This is a genomic window from Promicromonospora sp. NPDC019610, assembly GCF_044389365.1.
In the GTDB taxonomy this organism is placed as follows: Bacteria; Actinomycetota; Actinomycetes; order Actinomycetales; family Cellulomonadaceae; genus Promicromonospora.
The window spans coordinates 82641-107947 of the sequence record NZ_JBIRXX010000002.1; the positions used below are offsets into that span (position 1 = coordinate 82641).

Here is a 25307-nt window from a genome sequence, read left to right on the forward strand (position 1 = left end):
GGCCGGCGCGACCCCGTCGCCGCCGGCAGCGGGGGTCACGCGGACGGCTCGGACGGCTCCGACGGCTCCGACGGCTCGGGCGGCTGGGGCGCGGTCAGGACGGCGACGACGTCCGCCGCCGCGCTCTTGGTGCTGGTCAGCTCGACGATCTGGCGGGCGACGTCCCGCACCGCGACGTTCGTGTCGTTCGAGGCGCTGCGCAGCCGCTGGAACGCCTCGGCCGAGTCGATCCCCAGGGCGAAGGCGATGATGCCCTTGGCCTGCTCGATAGGGGCGCGGGTCGCCGCGGCGGCCCGGATGGAGGTGTTCGCCGCCCGGTTCGCCTGGGCCTTGATCCCGGCGGTCACGTCGATGAAGTACCCCACCAGCTCGACGACGCGGCGTGTCTCCGGGTCGCGGCGGCCCTGCCCGACGACGGCGACCGTCCGCTCCTGGCCCCGGGCGTCCATGATGCGGTGGACGCTGCTGAAGGGCTGACCCGTCGCCGCGACCACGCCGGCCGGGGCCTGCCGGGCGGCGGGCAGGTCGTCGGGGTGCTTGTGCGCGAGGATCAGTGCCGTGGTGGGCACCACGTCACCGGGTTCGAAACCGTGGATCCGGTACATCTCGTCCGACCACCACCACTCGTCCGTGGCGACGTCGTAGCGGTAGCGCCCTACGGTGTGGATCGTCCCGACAGTGAGCGCGCGCTCCACTTCCATCGGTTCTGCGGTCAACGGCAAGCCTCCTCGTGCGCTGTGCGCCGACGAGCCGCGTCCTGACCCGCGGTAACCCTAGCCTGACTAGACCCGTGCTGACACATCGGCAGGAAGCGGCAGAGAGGGCCCGAGCGGACCACGACCCCCGTGAGTCGGTCTCACTCGTAGGCATGGCGTGCTACAGGCGTTCGCCGAGGACGGCAGCCGCAGTTGTCACCCACCGCGTCCGGACGGGGGTGGTCCGCACTGGATGAAGTTCCTCGCGGGGCGTTGCTTTCATGGGAGGAAATGAGGAACGCGTGCCGTCTTGCTGAATCCGCCCGCTGGGGAGATATTTACTGGGCTGAAGAGAAGAAACAGTGAAAATCTCCTGGCCGGCACCCTCCGAGCGCTGCGGATGCTGGCATTTCGGGCGATCGGGCTTTTGAAATGTGCAGTGGCTCGAAGGGCTCTGAGGTGTTTCCTGAGGGCGATGGAATGCGAGCCTGATACGTTTGACATTAACGATTCCCGTTCTGGGCGGGAATCGCGGCGAGATGGCTCCCACCTTCCGGGCTGTTCAGGGAGAAATCGGTCAAGGGTTCTCCGTGACGTGGTGCGGGACGGGGCTCGCGCGGTGCTCGGCGCGGTCTCCGTGTCGGGCACTTCGCGTGTCAGCCGGCCGGCGCCGAGTCGGTGGGGGCCGGGATGACCGGGGTCGGGCCCACCGGGTGGGTGGCTTCCACGGCGTGCGCCAGGGCGTCCTGGGTGATCCCTTCCCGGTTGTCCGGGGCCTGCAGCGCGGTCACGATCTGGTCGGCCGCCAACCGCACGGGGATCCCGGCGTCGTCGGCGGCGTCCGCCAGGATCTGGGCGGCCGTCTCCTCGTCGACGCGCCGCGCCACCACGACGACGCTCTTGGCCCGTTCGATCATCACCTGTCCGACGAGGCCGGGCGCCGCCGTCCGGCCGGCCTGGGGTGGTTCGACGCGGTCGTCCTGCACGGCCGGCTGGGGCTCGTGGCCGCGCTCGTCCGCGGTCCAGGACTGTCGGTGTGCAGGCATCATGAGGTACTCGTCTCCGACGGGGATCGGAAAGCCACTTCATGACTTGGAGTTCTGACGGTAGATCAGTTCGGACGATTCGGACAAGTCCAGGTATGGGGATGGTCGCCCGTGTGCCCCGTCGCGTGACGCGCAGGTAAACAGTCGTGGCCGGTTCCGGCCAGTGGCCGGGGCCGGTCCGGCGGGCTCTTGCCCCGGGCGGGCGGCGGTCGCTAGACAGCCTCCATGCAGCCGGAAGCACCTGACGGGTCCGCGGTCCGCGTGGCAGTGATCGAGCTGTTCGCGGCCAGGATCGCGGGCGCCTCGCCGCGCGACCTGGCGCAGCGGTTCGACGTGGACGTGGACCTGACGGTCCGCGGGGGCGACGGCGACCCGCCCGGGGGCAGCTGCGGGTCCGGCCGTGCGCGGGCCGCCGAGCACTTCGCCCGGCTCCGCGAGGCAGTTGATCTCGAGCAGTTCGATCTCGTGACGATCCGGGCCTCCGGTCACCGGGCCGTGGTGACGGGCACGGTCCAAGCCACCGTTCGCGCGACGGGTCTGGGGGTGGCGGGCGCTTTCGTGCTGGACGTCGCCGTCGACCCGCGGGAGCTGATCACGCGGTACCACCTGATCGAGGGCGGCTGGGGTGCCTCCGGCCAGTAGACCGAGATTCCGGACCCCCTGGGGCGAACGCCGACCCCGGGAGCGGCTAGCCGTCGAGCATGCGGACCAGCTCAGGCCACGCCATCGCGCCGAGCCGGGCATCGGCAGACGCGGACCCGCCCCGGGCCATGCGCAGCCCGGCGGCCGGAGCGGACTCGGTAGGAAGGACCGCTCGATGGCCGGCAGGTGGGTGCTCGACGACCGTGGTGACCAGCCCGGCCTGGTCGCGCCGCGCCGCGATCCGACGGGCGTGGTCGACCGAGTCCCAGACTCGATCGTCTCCACCTGCCACCACGAGAAGCTCACGGATCCGCTCGACGGGGACGGCGGCCGCGGCCGCCGCGTCCGGGTGGGCTGCGCGGGACGCGGCATACAGACCGCGGAACTCGGGCGGGTCCGTCCCGGGCGTCCAGGAGGGGTCGAACGGCACGAAGGGCAGCGGCGTGCCCGCCATCGTCCAGTGCGACGTCTGTCGCCCCTTGGGGCTGACGCCGGCCCAGACGACGTCGGTCGGAGCGAACGCGCCGACTGCGTTGACACGTGGGTGGACCGCGCCGAGGAGGAGCGCGGCTTCCGCCCCGAACGACGTGCCGACAATCACGATCCGGTCGCTCTCGGCGGCCAGGGAGTCGATGCGCTCAAGGAAGACCTCGAGGGGGATCTCCCAGGGGCCGGGGTTCTGCCCTGGGCCGCCGAACCATTGGATCGACTCGCACAGCGCGCCCCGTTCCGCGAGCAGTCGAGCGCGGGCCGCATCGACTCTTCCGCTCGATCCGGCCAGGACGAGCACCCCGACCCCGTTCGGGCGGTCGGGCCTGAAGCGCACACCCTCGGGCTCGACGAGATGGGTCTCGTTCATGGCCGGGACCCTACGCGACCGACCGTGGCCCGGGGGGGCGCCGGTTGATCCGGCCCGGTCCGTCTGCTTGGGTCGGGCCATGGGACGGTGGATCGAGGTCGCGGACGGCGTGCTGGTGCGGCGGTACACCGAGCTGGACCTCTCGGTCGGGCTCGTGGTGGGCGGCGAGTCGTGCCTGGTCGTGGACACGGGCGGGGACGCGGGGCAGGGCGCCGAGCTCGCCGCCGCCGTCCGCGAGGTGACGCCGCTGCCGTGGCAGGTGGTCCTGACCCACTCCCACTTCGACCACAGCTTCGGCACCGAGGCCTTCGCGCCCTGCGCCGTCTGGGCGCACCGCCGCTGCCGCGCCGACCTGGTGGCGACGGGCGACCAGCAACGTGAGACGTGGGCGCGGCGCTACCGCGAGCGCGGCGAGCCGGACCTCGCCGACCGCATCGGCGCCGTGCGCCTGGTGCTGCCCGATCACCTGGTCGACGACGGCGCCGAGCTGGACCTCGGGGGCCGCCGGGTCGGGTTGCGGCACTTCGGGCCCGCACACTCCGACCACGACCTGGTGGTGCACGTCCCGGACGCAGACGTGGTGTTCGCGGGCGACCTCGTGGAGCACGGCGCGCCGCCCCAGTTCGGCGATGCCTTCCCGCAGGGCTGGCCCGCGGCGCTGGACGGCGTCCTCGCCCTGGGCGCGGCGATCGTCCTGCCGGGCCACGGCGACCCGGTGGACCGCGACTTCGTCCGGGCCCAGCGCGCGGAGCTGGCGCTGGTCGCCGAGCTCTGCCGGGAGGTGGCCGCCGGCTGTCTCGGCCGGGAGCAGGCCCTGGCCCGCTCGCCGTACCCGGAGGAGTTCACGGCGGCCGCGCTGGCGCGCTGAGGCCGCCTCGGGCCGGCAGCCGGTGCGGCCGCGTCAGCGGCGCTCGTTGTTCGCGATGATCTGGTCGAAGGTCGCCTTGAGGGCCCTGGCGTCGTGGAGCAGACGGCGCGCCGACTCGTCGAGCCCCGGACCCGTCTCGAGGCCGGCGAGGTCCACGCGGTGCCGGAGGTCCTCGCACTCCGCGACGATCGGCAGCCGGGTCGGTGCGGCAAGGATCAGGGGCATCAGGGCCTCCATGCCCAGCGAGGCACGCAGGATCCGGATGCTCTCCGGGCCCGGCTCGGTCGTCAGCGCCTCGACCGCCTCGCCGAGGCCGTCCGACGTCGCCCGCAGTCCAAGCAGGAGGTCCCCCCGGCGGGCCTTCGAGTCGGCGACCGCGCCGATCACCTGGACGTAGGCGAGGCGGTGCACGGGGCTGACGTCGCGGGTGACGAAGCCGAGCATCCCCGCGGCGTCGAGGCAGAGCGTCGCGGGCTCCCACTGGCGGGACTCCACGAACGCGCCGCCGATCCGCCGGAGCCGGTCCATGAGCGAAGGCGCCTGCTCCACCTCCGGGTCGGCCATGCGTGCCAGCACCTCGGCTGGTCCGACCTGCGACAGCATGCCCTGCAGCCGGAGGTGCAGGAGCTGGGCGGCGACGCTGGTCCCACGTCGCAGCTCGCTCCGGTCGACCACCGGGTCCTCGTCGCCGGCGACCAGCTCCTCGGCCTCGGTGAACCGCGCAGCGGCCTCCACGGACGACGACCGGACCAGCGCCGTCTGCCCCGCGGACGCCAACGCCCAGGCCAGCACGGGAACGAGGTCGGGCTGGTCGAGCGTCTCGAACCGCACCACCCGGAGCGCCGCGTCGGCGGCCGCCGGACCGTCGCCGCCGGCCAGGGCCAGCGCCTCGGCGTCGTACAGGTCGTCCACGGCCTGCCGGAGCGGTGCGGAGGAGCGGGCGAGCTCCCGGACCGGACCTAGGCCCTTCTCGGTGGAGACGGTGGTGAGCACCCGGCCCTCGGCGGTATGGGTGGCCGGGCGGGACCGCGCCGAGCCGACGGGCCGCCACGGCGCCCACGGCGTCCCGGGCAGGTAGGCCCACTCGTCCAGCCCGAGCGCCGCGGTCAGCGACTTTCGCAGGAGCACGAAGAGCGACGGGAGGCTCGGCAACGTCCCGGAGCGCACCAGGTCGGCGGCGAGCGGCCAGTCGTCCAGCTCCCGGAGCTGGGCCAGGACGGTGTTGTGCATCATGCCCTCGAGCAGCTCGGCGCCCCGGCCGACATCGTCGAAGCTGACCCGGTAGGGGATCCCGTTGGTCCACGTCCCCTTCCTGAGCTCCCGGAGCCACTCCGACGCGCCCTTGTCCGGGGACCACGTGATCTCGCGGGGCAGCTCGACGCCCTCCTCGACCTCGACCAGGAAGCCGTGCGTCCGGCCTGCGCGCCGGAAGACGTACAGCACGGCCTGCTCGGCCGGGTCGCGACGACCGACGAGGCCGACGACGCGCATCAGCCGGATCGGCGCCCGGGCCTCGACCAGCCAGGGCGGGTCCAGGGGAGGAGCGGCCAACGACTGCGCGGCCGCCCCGGCCAGCTCCTCGGTCTCGCCGTCGTTGGCGGCCGCCATCGCGTACAGGACCGCCTGGGCCTCGTCCGTCCCGTGCGCGGCCAGCCCCCGGACGATCCCCTCACGACCTGGGCCGTCGCAGAGGTCGGCGGCCAGGTGCATCGGGGCGCTCGCGAGCGCCCCGAGCTGCTCCGCCTGCGCGGCGTCCGACACCAGCAGGAGGCCGCTGCCCGCGGCGAGCGCGTGGTCGACGAAGCGGGAGAGCTCGTCGTACGGGGCGCCGTCCCCGCCGGGAGGGCCGAAGGCCGCGGCGGGACGGTAGTCGGTCCGCAGAACAGGGCGGCTGGCACCGGCGTCGCGTCCTCGCGTCCCGAAGGGCATGCGCCCTATCATCCCGCAGATCCCGCCGTTGTCAGCCCCCGTTCCCGCAGGTCGCGGGGGAGAGGCAGCCGATAGCATGATCCGCTGACGCTCATGCCGAGGTTGTCGAGGTCCACTGACCGAGCGCGCCCGAAACCCGAACGAGGAGCCACGGTGTCAGCCAGCTACTACGTGTACGTGTCGGACGCCAAGATCGACATGCTGCTGCAGCAGATCGATCCCGGCTCGACCGACGGGCACCAGACCGAGCTCTCCTTCGGGCTCCATATGTTCGGTGGCCGGCGGACAGTCGTGTCGGAGGCGGGGGCAGCCCAGATCGCCCGGCTGGAACAGGTCCTGCGCTACCTGAGCGACACGCGGTCTGTCGGGTCCCTGGACGCCCCGGAGAGCTACTTCTGGGGGATGATGCCGATGCGCTCGCGGCTGATCCCGACCGAGTTCAGCGGTCCGCTGGCCTTCTTCGGCGGCACCTGGGAGGGCATGGCGGTCGGTCTCGGCGGGTCGAGCCGCCACCTCCTCAGCGGGGGTGCCGCGGACGCCGGGTTCTCGGCCGGTTCGATCACCCCGGGGATCCTGGACGGGATCGCCTCGTCGGAGCTGGAGGACGAGCTCGTCGTGGACGCCGTCGAGGGCGAGCTCGACGGTGACCTCGACGCGCTCGAGACCGTCAGAAGGGCGGTGGCGGGCCTGCGCGGCCCGGCACAGACGTTCGAGTTCGTCGCCAAGCGCCTGCTGCACGGCGACCCCGGCAGCCCCGGCGCCGAGCGGCCGGTGCTGCTCGGCACCCCCCTGTACGTCGCCCTGGTGGACTGAGCCGACGTGCCCGGCGACGACATGCCCGCTGCCGGCGGTTCGTCCGACTGGCGGCCGGGCGACGTCGTCCTCGACCTGTACGAGGTGGTGCGGGGGAAGGCCAAGGGCGCCATGGGCGTGGTCTACCGGGTGCACCACCCGGTCTGGGGGATCGACCTGGCCGTGAAGGTGCCGCGCGCGGCCCTGCTGCACTCCCCGGCGGCGGTGCGCCAGTTCGAGACCGAGGCGGAGACCTGGGCCGGCCTGGGGGTCCATCCCCATGTCGTGAACTGCGCCTACGTCCGCCGCATCGGCAGCACCCCCGCCGTCTTCGCGGAGTGGGCCTCCGGCGGCAGCGTCGCGGAGGCCGTGCGCTCCGGCAGGCTGTACGCGGACGACCCGGTCGGGTCCGTGCTCGACGTCGCGATCCAGTCCGCCTGGGGCCTCGCGTTCGCCCACGGCCAGGGCATGGTCCACCAGGACGTCAAGCCCGCCAACCTCATGCTCACCGCGGACGGCACGGTCAAGGTGACGGACTTCGGCCTCGCCAGGATGCGTCGCCTCGCTGGCGAGACCCCGGACGGCGCAGGCGCCGCGGACGGCGTGGCCGGCGCCGCCGTCCGCCCGGCCGGGTTCAGCATGCCGTACCGCTCGCCCGAGCAGGCCGCGGCCGACGCCGGTACCACGCTGACCCCGGCGACCGACGCGTGGTCCTGGGCGGTGACCGTCGTCGAGATGTTCCGGGGCGAGCGCCCGGACCGGAACGGCGAGGAGGCGGGTGCGCTCCTGGCCGGTCTTCGCCGCCGGGACGCCGTCGACGGGCTGCCGGCGCTGCCCGGACCGGTGGCCGACCTGCTCGCCGAGTGCCTCGACCCGGATCCCGCCGGACGGCCGGCCGATCTCGGGGCCTTGGCCGAGCGGCTGGTCGCCCTGTACGCCGAGCTGACGGGCCGCACGTACGCGCGGCGGTTGCCGTCGGCGGCGCGGCTGCTGGCCGACGGGCTCTCGAACCGCGCACTGTCCATGCTCGACCTCGGGCGCCCCGACCAGTCCGAGCGGCTCTGGGAGCAGGCGCTCGACGCGGACCCGCGGCACCTGCACACGCTGTACAACCGCGGGCTCCACCGGTGGCGGGACGGCCGGGCCGACGACGTCGAGGTGCGCCAGGAGCTGCTGGCCGCCGGACCGGGCGACGACGACGGGACGTTCGAGCAGCTGCTCGGTCTGCTGCACCAGGAACGCGGCGACGCGCCCCCCGCACTGACCCTGGAGGGGCACTCCTCCGCCATCGTGTCGGTCGCGGTCAGTGCGGACGGCGCCGTCGGTGCGACCCTGGACGGGAGCGGCGTGCTGCGCGTCTGGGACCTCGCCACGGGCGACCGTCGCACGGCGGTCCCGGCGGCCGAGAACGGCGGCGGGACCGTCGTGCTGGCGCCCGACGGCACCTACGCGGTCGTGGTCGACGGCATCGGGTACGCCAGGGTCTGGGACCTCGCCGCGCCGACGGCGCCCGTGCGCCTCGGGTCGCGGCTCGATCGCGTCCGCGACGTGGCCGTCGCGCCCGGCGGGGCGCGGGTCGTGACGCTCGGGGTCGACGGCCGGGTCGGCGCGTGGGACCCGGCCACCGGATCGCTCGAGGACACGTGGGAGCCGCCCGCTCCGACCGGTGACGCCCGGCCCCTCGCGCTGGACCCGACCGGCACCCGGCGCGCCGACCTGCACGAGGGTGCCCGCGTCGTGCTCTCCACGATCCGCGACCCGGCTGACCGCCAGGTGCTGCACGGCTGGAACGCCGACGTTCGGTTCACCGCGGCGGGGAGCACGGTGCTCGCCGTGGCCGACGACGGGTCGGTGCGCGTGTTCGCACCGGCGGGCGAGGCCGACGGCTCCGCATCCCGGCGGGCGACGGCCGAGCTCCGGGGTGCGCGCTGGCCGCTCACCCCGAGCGGTGACGGCCGGTACGCCTACGGGTCCGGGGCGTGGTGGGACCTCGGTGTCGGGCGGTGTCTGCACACGGGAACGCACCGCGGCGACCTGTCGGCGGTCGACGACGCCGGGCGGGTGGCGCTGACCGCATCCGGCAGCAGCGCGACGGTGGAGCGCCGGCCGGAGCCGGTCCGGGCACCCTGGAGCTACACGCGCCCCCGGGACGCCGTCCTGCTCTCCACCGAGTCCGACGCGGCGAGCCGGGCACTCGCACGCTCCGCGAGCCTCGCCGCCGCCGGCCGCCTCCAGGAGGCGGCCCAGGTCGTCCGGGAAGTGCGCGAGCTCCCTGGCCTGCGCCGCGACCCGCGGCTCACCGAACGGTGGCGGCGCCTCGGGACCAACGCCCGGCGGCTGCGCGTCCAGGACGCCTGGCCCGTCAGGGAGCTGCGGACGCCGCCGGGCCACGACTGGCTGCTGGGCGCCGTGTCCGAGGGACCGCTGGTCCTCGCCCACAGCCCCCGGTACCGGACCCCGTGGGTCGTGGACCGCACCACGACGCCCGAGTCCGTCCGGCCGCTGCGTCTCCATGCCGGACCCGTCACCGCCGCCGCCCTCAGTGCGGACGGCGCCGTCGCCGTGTCCGCGGCGTCCGACGCGCGCGTGGTCGTGTGGGACGCGGCGCACGGCTCGGTGCGCCACCTGGTCGAGGCCCACAGGAGCGCCCCGCGGGTCGTCGCGGCGGGCCGGGGCGTGGTGATGACCGGCTCACCGGCCGGCGAGGTGGGCATCATCGACGTCGGCCGCGGGCTGCTCGCCCTCGGCGACGCGCACACCGGTTCCGTTCGAGCACTGGCCATCGCCCCCGGTGGCGAGATCGGCCTCTCCAGCGCCGAGGACGGCAGCGTCCGCTCCTGGGACCTCACGTCCGGGGCGGTTCTGCAGACCCTTCGGTTCGACGACGCGTGGGCGCACCGGGCCGCTCTGAGCCGCACCGGGCACCGCGCCGTGCTCTGGACGACCGACGACGAGCTGCGCCTGTGGAGCCCACGCAACGGTGCCACGCTCGCCGTGCTGAGCGCACCCCGCGGGGGTCGGCCGACCAGCTCCGGCACGCACTCCCGGTACGTCACCACTCATGAGCCCGGCCGCGCCGAGTTCTGGGACCTCGACCAGCAGGGCGGGCGGGTCGCGATCAGCGCCGACGGACGCTGGGCGCTCACCGTCGACCGGGCGGGCGCCCTGCGCACCTGGGACCTCGACAGCGGACGGTGCACGACGACGCTGGCAGAGGGGGTGGTCCACGTGACCGCCGTGACGGTCACGCCCGGCTTCGACCTGGCCGCCGTCGCCCGGGACCACCAGGTCGACCTGTGGGACCTGGCCACAGGCGAGCTGGTCGGGTCCGTCGACCTGGCGCCGCACCCGGCGGAGGACCTCGTGCTCGCCCCCGACGGCGCGGGGCTGACCACAATCGACGGCCTGGGGCGGCTGCGGGACTGGGTGCTCGACCGGGAGCTGGAGCTGCCCGCCGAGGGCGCGCCCCTCGACACCGGCACGCCGGAGGGCGCCGCGCCCGCCGGGACGGGCACCGACCTCGAGGTCGGCGACGGCGCCGAGGGCGTCGGCACCCCGTGGCTGCGCCTCCTCGACGCCGAGCTCGCCCGCCGGGAGCTGCGCCGTCAGGTCGACCGCACGATCGTCCGCGGGGCCGACCCGGGCACCGCGAGCGACACGTCGTCCGACGCCGCGGCGATCGCCCGGTCGGTCGCCCTGCTCGACCTCCCCGACCCGGGGGTGACGGCCGAGGAGCGGGTGCGGCTGCGAAAGTTCCGGCACCGTGTGCAGGACGAGCTGCACGCGCTCGCCGGCACGGTCCGGTCGGCGTACCTCGTCGGACGGCACCGCGACGCCGAGCCGCTGCTGAGGCTCGACCTGCGCATCAGGTCCAACCTCGACGGCGCGGGGGCTCCTCGCACCCGGAGGGCCCTCCATGACCTGGCCGACTGCTGGAGCGTGCTCGGGCGGGTCGACGAGGCCCGGGCGCTGCTGACCGCCGGGCAGATCGCGCCCTCGACGGCGGAGAGCGACCACGCCGACCACGCCGCGCCTGCCGCGGACGTCGAGCGGATGACGAGCCGGCTCGTGGCCCTCCAGGACGAGTCACGCCGGCTGCTCGACCGGGAGGGGCCTCGCGCGGCCAGGGGCCCGGCCGAGGAGGCCCTGGCGGTCGCCCGCGTCGGCGCGGCGCAGGACCGGGCGGGCGTGCCGAACCTGGCGCTGGCGCTCGCGTCCCTCGGCGACCTGTGCAACGAGGCGGGGCTCCCGTTCGCGGCTGCCCGCTATCTCGCCGAGGCGCTCGTCGTCTCGGCGCGGGCGGAGCGGGACGGTGCCCGCCTGATCGTTCCGCTCGACACGGTTGCCGGCGTGCTCCTCGCCGCCACGGTCGGGATCGACTCGCCGTACGGCGCCTGGTTCCGGCACGGCCACCTCGACCTGGTCCGCGAGGCGATCGACCCCGACGAGCGCGGTCTGCTCCGCGAGCTGACGCACTGGTGCGACGAGGCCGGCCGGGAGCTCGACCGCGGCGGTGCGCCGAACTGGGCCCTGTTCTGCCACGGCGCCGCGATGGTCGTCGGCGAGGTCATGCGCGACGACGACCCGTCCTTCACGGCCCCCCTGTGCGCGACCCTGCTGGACCTCGCCGGGCTCAAGGCCCGGGCCGGCGACCGGGACGACGCGTCCCAGCTGCTGGGCCGTGCCGTCGGCCTCGCCTACCACGCCTGCCTCGCGGACGAGCACGACGTGCGGCCGCAGCTCGCCCTGGCCCGGACGCTCGACCGGAGCGCGCCCGTCCTCGACCGGCTGGGCGAGGAGGCGGACGCCCGGGCGGCCGAGCGGTCCGCGGCGGAGCTGCGTGCAAACGCGGCCGGGACGTACGCCGGCGAGGTCCCCCACGAGACGGCACTGCTGGTCCGGCGCCTGGTCGGTCAGTCCTGACCGACCAGGGGTCGCGGTGCCGTCAGCGCCAGTCCTCGTCGGCCGACAGCACCGACGAGATGTCGAACTCCTGCTCGCGCTGGATCGGCGGCGCGTCGGTGAGCCACTGCTGGACGGCGAACCGGGCGACCACCTCGTCCCGGGTGATGCCGGTCTCGCCGAACTGGCCGTCGACCCACGGGGTCCACGACCACAGGTGGATCCGTTCGTCGCCGAGGTCCTCCATCATGAGGCGGTGGTTGTCGCTGGCCACCAGCATGGCGCCGACCAGGCGGTTGTAGTTCTCGACGGTGACGAGGTCCACCAGGCCGAGGTCGATCTGGTCGGCCGCGGTGGTGCGCAGGATTTCCTTCGCGGAAGGCATGGACACTCCTTGGGCTGGTCGGGGCTCTTGAGGCGTTGACGGGCGGCTCATACGGCGATTCCGCGGGAGACGTAGCCGTCGATGAAGGTGCGTTGCATGGTCAGGAAGAGCACGACGACGGGCAGGGCCATGATCAGGCCGGCCGCGCTGACCAGGGACCAGTCGGTCGTGAACCCCTGCTGGAACGAGTAGAGCGACAGTGCGACGGGCTGGAGGTCGCGGTCCTGGATGAAGGTGACCGCGAGCATGAACTCGTTGTAGGCCTGCAGCCCGGACACGAGGGCCGCGGTCAGGACGGCGGGCCGGATCATGGGGAGCACGATCCGGGCGAACACGCCGAGCTCGCCGGCGCCGTCCAGACGGGCCGCCTCCTCGTACTCTCGCGGCATGCCGATGAGGAACGCCCGCACGAGCAGGGTGGCGAACGGGCTGTACACGGCCCAGTAGATGATGATCAGGCCGATGGGCTGGTTGTAGAGGCCCAGCGTCGACCACCAGCTCACGAGCGGGACCAGGAAGAGCTGGATCGGCAGCGACGAGGACACCAGCAGCCACAGGATCCACCCGCCCCCGCCGGGCAGGTCCAGCCGGGTCATCGCGTAGGCGGCCATGGTGGCGATCAGTGCGACGCCCGCCGCGGTGGCCACCGCGATGACCAGGCTGTTCAGGAGCGCACCCCCCATGTGGGCACGCTCCCAGGCCACGGCGAAGTTGCTCCAGCTCCAGGACTGCGGGAGGCCCAGCGGGTTGGCGTCGATCTCGCGGGCGGACTTGAGCGAGTTCGACGCGAACACGAGCAGGGGACCCAGCGCGTAGACACCGAGCAGCCCGAGGACGACCCAGGTGACGGGTTGGGCGCGGCGAGCGGTGGTGGCGACCATCAGATGTCCCATCGCAGTCGTCGGCGCAGCGCGAGGTAGCCGAGCACGGTCGCGGCGCTGATGGCCGAGAGCAGCATCGCGACGGCGGAGGCGTAGCCGTGGCGCTGGTTCTGGAAGGCCTCGCGGTAGAGCACCGTGCTGAGCACGTCCGTGGAGCCGGCCGGGCCGCCCTGCGTCAGCACGTACACGTAGTCGAAGACGAGGAACGACCAGATCACGGTCATCAGGCCCAGGAACACGAGCGTCGGCCGGATCATCGGCAGCGTGATGTGCCAGAACTCGCGCACCGGGCCGGCGCCGTCGAGCCGCACGGCCTCGTAGAGCGCCGGGTCCACCGACTGCATCGAGGCCAGGAAGATCACCAGCAGGAAGCCCCACCACTGCCAGGTGTTCACGAAGGCCACCGAGCCGAGGGCGAGCGACGGGTCGCCGAGGAAGTTCACGTCGGCGAGGAACGGGATGCCCAGGGTCGCCAGGGCCGCGCCGATCCCGCCGTCGGGGTCCATGATCTGGCGCCAGACGGCGGCCGAGACCACGGTGGCCAGCACGTACGGGACGAAGTACAGGACGCGGAAGAACGCCTGGTGCCGGCGCAGCCGGGACAGCAGGAACGCGCCGACCAGCGCCATCGTCATCGGGACCACCAGGAAGAACAGGGTCCACACGACGTTGTGCACCAGCGCGCCGCCGACGGCGCCCGAGCGGAGCATCTCGGCGTAGTTCGCCAGGCCCACGAACCGGGGCGTGCTCAGCCCGTCCCAGTCGGTGAACGAGTAGTACACGGAGGCCAGTCCCGGCCCCGTGATCACGAGGAGGTTGACCACGAGCAGCGGCGCCACGAACACCCAGGCGAGCAGCCGGCGCTGCCTCCTGGCCCCCAGCGGCCGGCCCCGGAGGGCCGGCCGCGGTCCGCGACGCACCGGGGCCGCCGCCAGCGCGGTCCCGGTGGTCGCCGTCTCGGTGGTCACCCGTCAGTCCCCGGTCTGGGGGGTGAACGGGGTCAGGGTGGCACCGGCCTCGAACTCCTCGTCGAACACGTCCTGCATCCCGGACAGGTACTGCTCGGCGGTGCTGTCACCGGTCACGACCTTGTCGAACTCGGTGATCAGGTAGGAGTCGGTCTTGGGCGGGAAGAACGTCCAGGTCGCGTAGCCCACGTTGGTCGACTCGGGGATCTGGCTGTAGAGCTGGACCGTGCGCTCGTCGACCTCCTCGGGGAACTGGTCGGCGCTCACGGCCAGCGGCGGCGGGTTCTCGCCCGTGGCCGCCGTGTAGGACAGCGCCCGGTCGACGTCGCCGGCCACGTGGTCGATGAACGCGGCCGCGGCGTCGGGGTCGGCCGAGTCGGCGCTGACCGACAGCGCGGTGCCGATCGCCAGGGGGAACACGCCGGGCTCGACCGCGTCGCTCAGCGACGGCAGGGGCGCCCAGCCCCACACCGACGGGTCCTCGAACACCTCGGAGAGCGAGTTGAACGACCAGGTGCCGCTCAGGTACATGGCCGTGGTCCCGTTGGCCAGGCCGGTCACGTTCGCGGTGTCGTCGGTGGTGAAGTACGACTCGGCGCCGCCGGCCAGCCAGCCCTTGTCGATCCAGCCCTGGATCAGCTCGATCGCGGAGACGAACTCCGGGTCGGTGAACTTGGCCTCGCCGGTCAGCACGTCGTGGATCTTCTCGGGCCCGACCGCCGCGTTAAGGACGGCCGTCACGAGCCACTCGCTCATGCCCTGGTAGCCGGCGTTGCCGCCACCGAGCGGCACCATGCCCGCCTCGTCCGCCTCCTGGGCGATCTGCTCGAACTCCGCCAGCGTGGTCGGCGGGGTCCAGCCGTGCTCCTCGAAGACCTTCGTGTTGTAGTACAGGACCATCGACCCGTAGCTGGCCGGGACCGACGAGACCTTGTCGTCGACGGTGCTGAGCTCGTAGGCCCAGGGCAGGAACGTGTCCTTCCAGCCGTACTCGTCCGCGTACTCGTCCAGCGCGATCGTCCGGTCCGCGCGGGCGAAGTCGGAGGCCGACGACGGGCCGTCCGAGTACACGATGTCGGGGGCCTGGCCGGCCGAGACCGCGGTGTCGGTGAGCTGCCCGATGGTGGTCAGCTCCTTGACCTCCATGTCGACCTGCACGTCGCTCTCCGCGTTGAAGGAGTCGACGAAGATCTCCTGGAACGCCTCCTCGGTGGCCGGCGCGTAGAACGCGCCCCAGTAGGTGACCTCGCCGCCGCTGCCGCTGCTGCCGCCGCCGCTCACGCAGCCGGCCAGGGCGACCGACAGCGCGGCGGCGAAGCCGACAGGGGCCAGTACGTGCTGGGTGATTCTCAAGGTTCTCGTGTCTCTCTCGCGAGGGTGGATGGTGCCAGGCGGATAGAGCAGGTGGAACGAACTGCGGGGTGCGGTCAGGTCGAGTCGCGCACGATCAGACGGTTGGACAGGCCCACGGCGCGCGTCACCTCGGTGACCTCGCCGTCGAGCCGCTCCAGCAGCAGGCGCGCGCAGGCGCGCCCGATCTCGCGGGCGGGGTTCTCGATGGTCGTCAGCGGCGGGTTCACCAGGGACGCCGCGTCGATGTCGTCGTAGCCGGTCAGCGCCAGGTCCTCGGGCACGCGCAGCCCGCGGGCCCGGGTCGCGTCGAGCACGCCGATGGCGATCAGGTCGTTGGCCGCGACGATGGCGTCGGGCTTCTCGTCGCGGTCCAGCAGCGCGGCGGCGCCGTCGCGCCCGCCCTGCCGCGTGTACCGGGTGAACACCACGTCGTCGTCGCGGAACGGCAGACCCGCCTCGGCCAGCGCCTTCCGGTACCCCTCCAGGCGCTGCTGGGTGGGGATCACCGACTCCTCGCCGCCGAGGAAGGCGATGCGCCGCCGGCCGCGCGCGACGAGGTGCGCCGTGACCTCGCGGGCGCCGCGGACGTCGTCGCTGTGCACGTAGTCGCCGCCGCCCGGCGGCTCCTCGCCGAGGGTGACGAACGGGATCCCGGCGTCGTGCAGCTCGGCCAGGCCGGCCGCGGGGATGCCGAACGGCGCGGCGACCATCGCGTCGACGCGGCGCGACAGGAGGCGGTGGATGGCGCTCGCCGACCGGTCCATGCCGCTGGCGTCGGTGACGGTCAGCAGGATGTCGCGGGGCACGAGCACGTCCTGCATGCCGGCGGCCACCAGCGGGTAGAAGGGGTTCTCCAGGGTCGGGACGATCAGGGCGATCGTGCCGGTGCGCCCGCCGCGGAGCTGCGACGCGCCGGGGTGGGCGCGGTACCCGAGGTGGGTGATCGCGGCCTCGACCCGGGCCCGGGTCGCCGCGGAGACGGGCCGGTTCCCGGAGACGACCTGCGAGACCGTCGACATGCTCACGCCCGCGACCTCGGCCACCTCGCGTATTCCGACCATCACCCGCTCCTCGTCGACCCGTCGTTCGCCTCAGCATGCGCAAAAGGTTTTGGAGTAGCATCCTGCAAAGTCACCCTGTGATGCAAGACACAAGCGCAAATAGGTGCGCAAACACCTCGGTGCCCCGCATGCTCAGCCTGCTTGCCGCATGCAAAACGTTGCGTTCTGCGGCAACGACGCCGGAGAAATGACAGCCGAGGACCGGAGGAGCATGAACAACGACCGTGCGCGCGGAGCGCTGCTCGGCCTGGCGATCGGCGACGCGATGGGCGCACCGACCGAGGGCATGACCCTTCCCGCGATCCGCGAGAAGTGGGGCCGGGTGCGCGGCTTCGTCGACCCCGACGCCGCCGGGACGGACGACACCGAGTACGCCGTCCTGTGCGCCCGCGGCGTGCTCCGCGCCGGCGCGGACCTCACGTCCGAGGTGGTGGCCGACACGTGGCTGGAGGCGCTGGAGGCGCAGCGCACCGGGTTCAACCGCGCGGGCTTCAGCGAGATGATCGCGATCGCCAACCTCCACGCCGGCATGGCGCCGCCCGCCAGCGGGCAGCGCAACGCCGAGACCTGGAGCGACGGCGCCGCCATGCGGGTCGCCCCGATCGGCGTCTACGCCGCCGGCGACCCCGCCCTCGCGATCCGGATGGCCCGCGCCGACGCGCAGGTCAGCCACTCGCGCGACGGCATCTGGTGCGCCCAGGCGATCGCCGCCGGCGTGGCCGTCGCCATGGTGGAGGACGACGTCGACCCCGTGCTGGACGCGATGCTCGCCGCCATGCCCGCCGACTCCTGGTCGGCCCGCACGGCCCGCCGCGCGCTCGACATCGCGGCCCGCGCCGGTTCGCCGGAGGAGGCCGAGGAGGCCCTGTTCGAGACGATCCCGCTGCGGCACTACATGTGGGCCGACGTCGCGCCCGAGGCCGTCGCGCTGACCATCGGCCTGCTGCGGGCGAACGACGGGACGCCGGGCGTCATCGAGTCGGGCGTCAACATCGGCCGCGACTCAGACACCATCGCGGCGATGGCCGGTGCGGTCGCCGGCGCGCTGCACGGGCAGAGCGCGTTCGAACCGGCGCACGTCGCCCAGGTGCGGTCCGTGACGGGCCAGTGCATCGCCGCGACGGCCGGTACCGACCTGGTAGAGCTGGCCGACGCGCTGGCCGAGCGCGCGGCCGCGGACAAGGAGGACCGAGCATGACCCACCGTCTCGACCGCGCCGTCGGCGCCGTGCACGGGCTGGCGCTGGGCGACGCCCTCGGGGCGCCGGCCGGCGAGCACCGGACCGTCCGCGACCCGTGGGTGCGGCAGATGCTGCGCAAGGGGGCGCTGGAGCTGGACGAGTCCAGGGTGCTGCGGCCGGTGGTGCCGTTCGTCCTGACCGCCGTGGACTCGCCGTCGCTCGTGGCGACGGACGACGCCGAGACGTTCGCGGTCGCCGCCCGGGTGCTGCTGGAGGCTCCGGGGTGGGACCAGGACGGCCTGTTCGACACCTGGCGCGCCCTGCTCGACACGCCCGACACCTGGACCGGCGCCGCGCAGCGCTCGGCGCTGCTCAACGCGGCGGCCGGCCTGCGCCCGCCCCACACCGGGGCCGACAACCCGGCGTTCTACGACGACACGGCGCTGCCCGGGGCGCTGGCCGTGGCGATCGCCACCGCCGACCCGGCGTCGGCAGCCGGGCTGGCCCGCACCTACGCGACGATCACGCACGACGCCGTCGGGGTGCACGCGGCCGCCGCGTTCGCCCGCCTCCTGGGCCACCTGCTCCAGGGCGCGCCGGTCGGTGACGCCCTGGGCGCCGTCGACGAGGACCTCGCGGCCGACGACTGGCTCGCCGACGGCGTGCGCGACGCCCTGCGGATCGCGGGCGACGCGCGCTCGCCCTTCGCGGCGGTCCCGCCGCTCGTGGCCCGGTTCGCCCCGCGCACCTACAGCCACCCCGGCACGGTCGCGGAGACCCTGCCGCTCGCCGTCGCCGTCCTCGTGCTCGCCGAGGGTGACCACGAGACGGCGCTGCCCCTGGCGCTGTCGGTCACCCGGCACCAGGACAGCCTGCCCGCGCTGGTCGGCGCGCTGTGCGGCGCCGCGGGGAGCGCCCCGGCGGCGGCGGACCTGGACGTGCTGTCCGGCGTGACGGTCCCGGCCGTCGCCGGGCGGTCGCTCGCCGCGCTGGCGACGTCGCTGAATGAGCGGCGGGCCTGACGGCGGCCCTCCCGAGCGCCCCGCCGGGGGCGGGGAGCCGGCGATATCATGGCCCCCTGCCCCGCGGAGGAAGGCTGAGATGACGACGACCCACCAGCAGCTCACCGATCCGGCTCTCGACCTGCGGCTCACCGACGCCCAGTGGCAGAAGCTCGTCGCCCACGCCACGCCGCGCGACGTCGTGCGTGGGGACTACGTCTTCCGGTCCGGCGAGCGCGACTACCCGATGGTCCTGGTCGAGTCCGGTGAGATCGAGGTGGTCCGCGACGCGCTGCGCTGGGTCGGCGAGGAGGTCGTCGCCACCATGGGGCCGCGCTCGTTCGTCGGCGAGCTGGGGCTGCTCAACGGCCAGAGCGCGTTCCTCTCGGCGCGGGCGACCGGGTCGGGCCGCGTCTGGTTCCTCGGCCGCCCGGACCTGCGCCGCATCCTGGCCCAGGAGGACGAGCTCGGCGACGCCGTGCTGCACGCCCTGTGGGCCCGGCGGGAGCTGCTGCGGCGCGGCCCGGCGGCGCTGACCCTCAAGTTCGTGGGGCTGGAGGCCTCGGGCGAGTTCCTCGCGCTCCGCCGCTTCGCGGAACGCCTCGACCTGGTGCACACCGCTGTCCCCCTCGACCCGGACGCCGCCCTGACGCACCCGCTGCACGACTACGCCGTCGAGGACCTGCCCATCGCCTTCGTCCAGGGCGAGCCGATCCTCCGGGCGACGCCCGGGATCATCGCCGAGCAGCTCGGGCTGAGCTACGAGGCCACCGACGAGGACGTCGTGGACCTCGTCGTGATCGGCGGCGGCCCGGCCGGCCTCGCGGCGTCGATCTACGCGGCGTCGGAGGGGCTGAGCACGCTGCTGCTCGAGGCGATCGCCCCCGGCGGGCAGGCCGCGTCGACGTCCCGCATCGAGAACTTCCTCGGCTTCCCCTTCGGGGTCAGCGGGGGCGCCCTGATCGGGCAGGCGACGCTGCAGGCCATCAAGTTCGGGGTGCGCGTCTGCGCCCCGTGCGAGACGGCCGCGCTCGCCCCGGCCGGCGACGAGCTCGCCGTGACGCTCACCGACGGCCGGGTCGTCCGCGCCCGCGCCGCGATCGTCGCGTCAGGGGCGGCCTACCGCCGGCTGCGCCTGGAGCGCTGGGCGGACTTCGAGGGCGCCGGCATCCACTACGCGGCCACACCCCTGGAGCTCAAGCAGGTCACGGAGTCGCCCGTGGTCGTCGTGGGCGGGGCGAACTCCGCGGGTCAGGCCGCCCTGTACCTCGCCGCGAACGGGTGCCCGGTGCACCTCGTCGTCCGGGGGAGCGACCTGGGCGCCCGGATGTCCTCCTACCTGGTCGACCGGCTCGTCGAGGACCCCCGCATCCAGGTGCACCGCGAGTCGAACATCGTGGGGCTGGACGGCAACGGGCACCTGGAGTCCGTCGCGATCGACACCGCAGGCCGGGTCGAGGCGCGGGGCCTGTTCTGCTTCATCGGCGCCGAGCCCGCGACGTCCTGGCTCCCTGCGCTCGACCGAGACCAGGCGGGGTTCATCCGCACCGGCGCCGACGTCACGCCGGAGGCGCTCGCGCACTGGCAGCCGCTCGGCCGCGGCCCGCTCCCGTTCGAGACCTCCGTGCCGCGCGTCTTCGCGGTCGGCGACGTCCGCCGGGGCTCGATGAAGCGGGTCGCCGCCGCCGTCGGCGAGGGATCCAGCGCCGTCGCGTCGGTGCACCAGGTGCTCGGGGCGCCCGTCTCCTGACCCCGGCCCCGCCCCCGGCAACGGCCCCGCCGTCGACGCCGAGCGCAGGCCCGGTCCATGACATGTGTCATGCCCGTAGCCTGGCGCGATGAGCATCCAGCCCGGGTACGCGGCCGCGTCGGCGGGCGCCGTGACGGCGGCGTCGGCGGCCGCCGAGGTGCGGCTGACCCGGAGCGTGTCCGCGACGTGGTGGTACATGGCGGTCGCGATCGTGGCCTTCGAGCTGATCATCGTCGTCGTCTCGGTGGACACCCTCGTCCGGGACGACGTGGGCGCCCTCGAGGTCGCCGCCGTCGCTGTCGGAGGGCTGCTGTGGTGGCTGGCCACGCTCGTCCCCGTGGCCGACTACCGCCGCCGGACCGCCGCCGCGCCCCTGCTGGTCTGGCGACGCCACCTCCCGGCGCTGCTGATCGGCCTGGCCTACGGCCTCGCCGTCGGCCTCGTCACCGACCTGTGGGTGCTGGGCGCGCTGCCCGTGATCCAGGCGGCGATGCTGCTGAACTGGCCGCCGGGCGTGCGGTTCCGCGTGGTGCTGGCCGCGACCGCCCTCCTTGTGGCGCTGGCCCTGATCGACTCCGCCGTCGTCCTGGAGGAGACGGGTGGTGCGGGCTGGGCCCAGCTGGTCTTCCTGGGCGCCGCGCTGCCGGCCGTCACCGTGTCGTCGCTGTGGTGGTGGGACGTGCTGGTCGCGCTCGACCGCGCCCGGGCATCGGAGGCGCGGCTCGCCGCGACGCAGGAGCGGCTGCGGGTCGCCACCGACGTGCACGACCTGCAGGGGCACCACCTCCAGGTGATCGCGCTCCAGCTCGAGCTCTCCGAGCGGCTCATGCCGCACGACCCCGAGGCGGGCCAGGAGCAGCTGCGCGCCGCGCGCGTCAGCGTGGACGCAGCCCGGCAGGGCACGCGCGACCTGGCCACCCGCTTCCGCTCCGTCCCGCTGCCCGACGAGCTCGCCAACGCCGTGGACCTGCTGCGCGCCGCGGGCACGGACGCCGAGGCGACGGTCGACCCGGACGCGGCGTCGGCCCCGGCCACCGCCCTGGGGCCGGTGATCCGGGAGACGACGACGAACGTGCTGCGCCACGGCGACGGGCGACGGGCCCGTCTCAGCCTCACGCGGGCGGACGGGGTGTGGCGCTACGAGATCTCGAACGACGTCGGCGCCGCCGTCGACGACGGGGGAGTCGCGGAGGACCGGTCCGGCGCGGGGCTGGACGGGATCGCGCGTCGGGCGGCGGAGGCGGGCGGCGCGCTCGACGTGCGGCGCGGGGACGAGACGTTCACGGTGGTCGTCACCGTGCCGGCCGACGGCGCGGACGCCGACGGCGCCGGCTGATCGCTCAGGGCCCGACGCCCGGCTCCACGCCGGCCGTGATCGCCTCGACGACCTCCCGGAGGGCGGCGGCGTCGGGCGGCGCGCCGATCTCGCCGGCGAACAGCAGGTGGCCGGTACCGATCAGGGTGAGCGCGAGCGTGGCGACGTCGGCCCCCGCCGTGATCCGGCCGCGGCGCTGCTCGGCCTCCAGGTAGGCCCTGAGGGACGTGCCTGCCTCGGTGAGGAGCGGGATGCCGGGCGTGCCCGCCGCCCGCAGCCGGGCGCGGAGGTCGTCGCGGGCGATCACGACGCTCACGAGCCGCAGGTTCACCGGCGTGAAGATGCGGGTCAGCGCCTCGGACAGGCCGTCGACGAGCGTGGCCGGACCGGCGTCCGGGCCGGTGTCGTCGGTCAGCGCGCCGAGGTCGGCCTCGACCTGCGCGACGCGGCTGCGCACGAGCCCGGCCAGGAAGTCGTCGAAGTCCGCGAAGTGCCGGTAGAGCACGCCCTTGGCGACCCCCGCCTCCTCCGTCACCGAGCGGCTGGTCAGCCCGCCGGCGCCGTCCCGCACGAGGACCCGCTCCACGGCGGCGAAGAGCTGCGCGCGGGCGTCCGGCAGTGCGACACCGGTCGGCATGGGTCCACCTCCGGGCGGCTGTCGCGGCGGGTTCGACCACGGGGTGTGGGCGCGGGGTCACTGTATCGCCGGCACCGCCCGGCGATCTAGCTGCCGCTCAGGCGTCCGAGGTAGTCGGACACCGTGCGGTCGTCCCAGTCGCCTCCCGCGAGGGCGACGTAGCCGTCCGGGCGCACCAGCACCAGGCCGTCGCGATCGACCCCGTAGAGGTCGTGCGCCTCCCCGCCGGGCGGGATCCGGTGCACGTGCACCTCGCCGTACGCGCCGTCGTCCACCGGGGGCACCGGCCGGGAGCCGAACACCAGCAGGGTGAGGTGCGTGCCGCGGAACAGGTCGAAGAGCCGCACGCTGTCCCCGGTCGCCGGGTCGACGACCCGGGCGTCCGGGGCGCGGTCGCCGGCGCGGACGCCCAGCGCCTCGTCCAGGTCGCGAGCCAGGCTGCTGCCCCGGTAGGTCACACCGAGCTGGCTGACGTCGCTGAACGGGTCCCGGCCCTGGAACGCGCCGACCATGCGCTCCGACACGCGCGCGGTGTCGGTGCCGGCCCAGGACCTGCCCCGGGCGGTGGTCGAGGCCAGCACGTGCTCGGCGACCGGCAGGCGCTCCTCCTCATAGGTGTCCAGCAGCGCCTCGGGTGCGCCGCGCAGCACCCGGGCGAGCTTCCAGCCCAGGTTGTACGCGTCCTGCACGCCCGTGTTCATCCCCTGGCCGCCGGCGGGCGTGTGCACGTGGGCGGCGTCGCCCGCCAGGAGCACCCGGCCCTCCCGGTACCGGTCCACCATCCGGATGTTGGCCTGGTACACCGAGAGGTAGACAGGGTCGTGGAACCGCACCCCGGGCAGCCCGACCCGCTGCGCGAAGATCTCGGCGAAGGTCTCCACCGACGCGGCGGACGCCTCCTGGTCGTCGTCCGCGGGCAGCGGCGCGGTGAAGAACCACGTACCGCTCCGCGGCATCGGCGACAGGGTCAGCATCCCGTCGGGGCCCTGGGCCCACATGTGCGCCACCGAGTCGTCCAGCCCGTCGACGGCGAGGTTGCCGAACAGCATCCGCTGCCGGTCCCACGTCTCGCCCAGGAAGCTGATCCCCGCCCGCTTGCGCACGGTGCTGCCGCCGCCGTCGCAGCCGACCAGGTACCGCGCGCGGATCTCCTGCCGGGCTCCGTCGACGCGCCCGTCCACCAGGACGGACGCCGTCACCCCGGCGCCGTCCTGGTCGAGCGCGACGAGCTCCGTGCCGAGCTCCACCCGGGTGCCGAGCGCGGCGAGGCGCTCGCGCAGCGCCGCCTCGGTGTGCTGCTGGCCGACCATCAGGCTGCCGGGGTAGGGCGCTCCCGGCACCGGGGGAGCGTCGTACAGCACGGCCTCGCGCACCACGTTCCCGGCCGTGTCGTAGAAGCGGGTGGGGGTCGGGGCCTCGGCGTGCTCGGTCAGGCGGCCGAGCACGCCGAGGTCCTCGAACACCTCTTGCGTGCGGGCCCGGACGCCGCGGGCGCGGGTCCCGACCGGGTGGGTGGCGGCGCGGTCGATGATCCGCACGCCGACGCCGCGGCGGGCGAGGTCGCACGCCAGCGCGAGGCCCACGGGCCCCGCGCCGACGACGAGGACCTCGGTCGGTCCTGCGGTTTCCCTGGGCAGCTCGTCGTGCGACGACCCGATAGTGACCATGTGCCCATTATTAGTGGGCGCACGCCCACTCGTCAATCAGGTGTCAGCGCCGCGTGGACGCCATCCACTCCCAGATGCTCGTGCCGTCGTGGTGCGGGTCGTTCCGGGCCACGTAGATCCACGACCAGTGCCCGGGATAGGTGTTCCCGTCCCACGTGACGTTCTCGTACAGGCTCATGATCGAGCCGTCGATCCGCTCGTGGGCGTACACGGTGTTCGCCTGGGCGTTCAGCGTGGTGTCGTCGGCCGAGGCCACGAGCCACGTCGGCGTGGTCGTCGCGGCGAGCTCGGCGTCGGAGATGAAGTAGGTGCCCGAGCCGTCGCGGGGGCCGATGCCGCAGCAGATCGGCGCGGAGGTCGCGAACACGTCCCCGTACTCGGCGACCATCTTCAGCGACATGTACCCGCCGTTCGAGCAGCCCACGACGTGGACCCGGCTCGGGTCGATCCGGTGCGCCGCGGCGACCTCCTCGATCGCCTCCAGGACGAGCGGCGCGAAGCCGTCGCCGTCCTGCATCCAGGCCGACGTCGCCTGCGGCGCGAGCACGTAGGCGCCGCCGAAGATCTCCTGGGCCTCCGGCGTGGCGAAACCGAGCGCGCCCCGGTTGGCCCGCAGCTGCGTCTCGTTGTCGTAGTAGTGGTACTGGTCGTTGATCAGGCCGCCCTCGCCGCCGCCGTGCAGCCAGACGACGAGCGCCGCGCGGTCCCGGCCGCGCCGCCGCGACGGGGCGAACAGCCGGTAGTTCAGGCCCGACGCGGTCGCGTGGTAGCCGAACGCGTCGACCTCCGGGTCGGACACGCGGCCCTGGCGGAACGAGTCCAGCACGACCGCCCCGCCCCCGCCCCGGGCCCGCAGCGGCTCGACCTGCGTCACGGCGTGGTCGAGGTCGAGGACCACGTTGCGGCCGTACGCGCCCAGGTACTGCAGCGTGCTGCCGCCGCCGACCCCCCACCCGTGCTCCAGCTCCAGGAGGATCTCGCCGCGGCGCGTCCAGCCCGCGGCGGTGACCACCCGGTCCTGCTCGTAGGCGACCAGCCCGGTCAGCGGGTTGGTCGCGGTGACGTGCACCGTGAACGTCGACGCCGTCAGCGACGACCGCTCCACGCGGCCGAGCCGGGGCGAGGACACGACGAGCGAGGTCACCTGCTCGCCGCCGTCGAGCACCTCGGCGACGGGCGTCACCAGGGCGTCCTTGTGACCGCGCCCCGTGGAGACCGGGGCGCTCGCGGCGGCGACGGGCGCGCCCAGTAGGGCGGAGGCGCCGACGGCGGCGCCGGAGACGAGGACGGTGCGGCGGGAGATCGGGGTGCTCATGGCGGAACTCCTTTGTTCGGGGCCAAGGAGCCGGCAGTCGCCGTGGAGCACACCACCGGCC

20 protein-coding genes are annotated in these 25307 nt (G+C 74.1%); 8 read left to right on the plus strand and 12 right to left on the minus strand.

Annotated elements, in window-relative coordinates:
• Positions 1-35 precede the first annotated feature (35 nt).
• Positions 36-716, minus strand: a complete 681-nt coding sequence (locus tag ACH45N_RS11960; RefSeq protein WP_397394010.1) for a PAS and ANTAR domain-containing protein — start codon at positions 714-716, stop codon at positions 36-38.
• A 635-nt stretch (positions 717-1351) separates the two neighbouring features.
• Positions 1352-1744, minus strand: coding sequence for an ANTAR domain-containing protein (locus tag ACH45N_RS11965; protein ID WP_397394012.1), 393 nt, complete (start codon positions 1742-1744; stop codon positions 1352-1354).
• 222 nt (positions 1745-1966) lie between these two features.
• Between ACH45N_RS11965 and ACH45N_RS11970 the strand changes: the two genes are divergently transcribed.
• Complete coding sequence (locus tag ACH45N_RS11970) at positions 1967-2383, plus strand: nuclear transport factor 2 family protein (protein ID WP_397394014.1); 417 nt, start codon at positions 1967-1969, stop codon at positions 2381-2383.
• Between the two features lie 46 nt (positions 2384-2429).
• On the opposite strand, the gene ACH45N_RS11975 is transcribed toward ACH45N_RS11970, so the two are convergent.
• The gene (locus ACH45N_RS11975) at positions 2430-3242 is read right to left on the minus strand and encodes an acyl-CoA thioester hydrolase/BAAT C-terminal domain-containing protein (protein ID WP_397394016.1); all 813 of its coding nucleotides are present in this window, start codon (positions 3240-3242) and stop codon (positions 2430-2432) included.
• Between the two features lie 79 nt (positions 3243-3321).
• Between ACH45N_RS11975 and ACH45N_RS11980 the strand changes: the two genes are divergently transcribed.
• Positions 3322-4110 carry an MBL fold metallo-hydrolase gene (locus tag ACH45N_RS11980; protein WP_397394018.1) on the plus strand — a complete coding sequence of 263 codons (789 nt, stop codon included), beginning with the start codon at positions 3322-3324 and terminating at the stop codon, positions 4108-4110.
• 33 nt (positions 4111-4143) lie between these two features.
• Here ACH45N_RS11980 and ACH45N_RS11985 read toward each other — a convergent pair whose 3' ends face one another.
• On the minus strand, positions 4144-6039 hold the full coding sequence (locus ACH45N_RS11985; protein ID WP_397394020.1) for a hypothetical protein: 1896 nt from the start codon (positions 6037-6039) through the stop codon (positions 4144-4146).
• Positions 6040-6192: 153 nt separating this feature from the next.
• Between ACH45N_RS11985 and ACH45N_RS11990 the strand changes: the two genes are divergently transcribed.
• The gene (locus ACH45N_RS11990; RefSeq protein WP_397394022.1) at positions 6193-6852 is read left to right on the plus strand and encodes a DUF7019 family protein; all 660 of its coding nucleotides are present in this window, start codon (positions 6193-6195) and stop codon (positions 6850-6852) included.
• Positions 6853-6858: 6 nt separating this feature from the next.
• On the plus strand, positions 6859-11754 hold the full coding sequence (locus ACH45N_RS11995; RefSeq protein ID WP_397394024.1) for a protein kinase: 4896 nt from the start codon (positions 6859-6861) through the stop codon (positions 11752-11754).
• 22 nt (positions 11755-11776) lie between these two features.
• Here the strand turns inward: ACH45N_RS11995 and ACH45N_RS12000 are convergent, their stop codons facing one another.
• The 5 genes from ACH45N_RS12000 to ACH45N_RS12020 form a co-directional block, all read right to left on the minus strand.
• A complete protein-coding gene (locus tag ACH45N_RS12000; RefSeq protein WP_397394026.1) occupies positions 11777-12118 on the minus strand; it encodes a hypothetical protein in 342 nt (113 codons plus the stop codon).
• A gap of 47 nt (positions 12119-12165) precedes the next feature.
• A complete protein-coding gene (locus ACH45N_RS12005) occupies positions 12166-12999 on the minus strand; it encodes a carbohydrate ABC transporter permease (protein WP_397394028.1) in 834 nt (277 codons plus the stop codon).
• Positions 12999-13967 (minus strand): carbohydrate ABC transporter permease, encoded by a 969-nt coding sequence (locus ACH45N_RS12010; RefSeq protein ID WP_397394030.1) that lies wholly within the window; start codon positions 13965-13967, stop codon positions 12999-13001. Before ACH45N_RS12010 ends, ACH45N_RS12005 begins: the two co-directional genes overlap by 1 nt.
• Positions 13968-13970: 3 nt before the next feature.
• Positions 13971-15320, minus strand: a complete 1350-nt coding sequence (locus ACH45N_RS12015) for an ABC transporter substrate-binding protein (RefSeq protein ID WP_397394032.1) — start codon at positions 15318-15320, stop codon at positions 13971-13973.
• Between the two features lie 74 nt (positions 15321-15394).
• Complete coding sequence (locus ACH45N_RS12020) at positions 15395-16381, minus strand: LacI family DNA-binding transcriptional regulator (RefSeq protein WP_397394034.1); 987 nt, start codon at positions 16379-16381, stop codon at positions 15395-15397.
• A 211-nt stretch (positions 16382-16592) separates the two neighbouring features.
• On the opposite strand from ACH45N_RS12020, the gene ACH45N_RS12025 reads away from it, so the two are divergent.
• The 4 genes from ACH45N_RS12025 (at position 16593) to ACH45N_RS12040 (ending at position 21648) form a co-directional block, all read left to right on the plus strand.
• Positions 16593-17579, plus strand: a complete 987-nt coding sequence (locus ACH45N_RS12025) for an ADP-ribosylglycohydrolase family protein (protein WP_397394036.1) — start codon at positions 16593-16595, stop codon at positions 17577-17579.
• Positions 17576-18583 (plus strand): ADP-ribosylglycohydrolase family protein, encoded by a 1008-nt coding sequence (locus ACH45N_RS12030; protein ID WP_397394038.1) that lies wholly within the window; start codon positions 17576-17578, stop codon positions 18581-18583. The genes ACH45N_RS12025 and ACH45N_RS12030 overlap by 4 nt, the downstream gene beginning before the upstream one ends.
• 79 nt (positions 18584-18662) lie before the next feature.
• A complete protein-coding gene (locus ACH45N_RS12035; protein WP_397394040.1) occupies positions 18663-20312 on the plus strand; it encodes an FAD-dependent oxidoreductase in 1650 nt (549 codons plus the stop codon).
• An 88-nt stretch (positions 20313-20400) separates the two neighbouring features.
• The gene (locus ACH45N_RS12040) at positions 20401-21648 is read left to right on the plus strand and encodes a sensor histidine kinase (RefSeq protein WP_397394042.1); all 1248 of its coding nucleotides are present in this window, start codon (positions 20401-20403) and stop codon (positions 21646-21648) included.
• Between the two features lie 4 nt (positions 21649-21652).
• Here the strand turns inward: ACH45N_RS12040 and ACH45N_RS12045 are convergent, their stop codons facing one another.
• From ACH45N_RS12045 to ACH45N_RS12055, 3 genes are all read right to left on the minus strand, one after another.
• A complete protein-coding gene (locus ACH45N_RS12045; RefSeq protein WP_397394044.1) occupies positions 21653-22264 on the minus strand; it encodes a TetR/AcrR family transcriptional regulator in 612 nt (203 codons plus the stop codon).
• 86 nt (positions 22265-22350) lie between these two features.
• Positions 22351-23931, minus strand: a complete 1581-nt coding sequence (locus ACH45N_RS12050) for an FAD-dependent monooxygenase (protein WP_397394046.1) — start codon at positions 23929-23931, stop codon at positions 22351-22353.
• A 43-nt stretch (positions 23932-23974) separates the two neighbouring features.
• Positions 23975-25246, minus strand: a complete 1272-nt coding sequence (locus tag ACH45N_RS12055) for a prolyl oligopeptidase family serine peptidase (RefSeq protein WP_397394048.1) — start codon at positions 25244-25246, stop codon at positions 23975-23977.
• Positions 25247-25307: the final 61 nt, after the last annotated feature.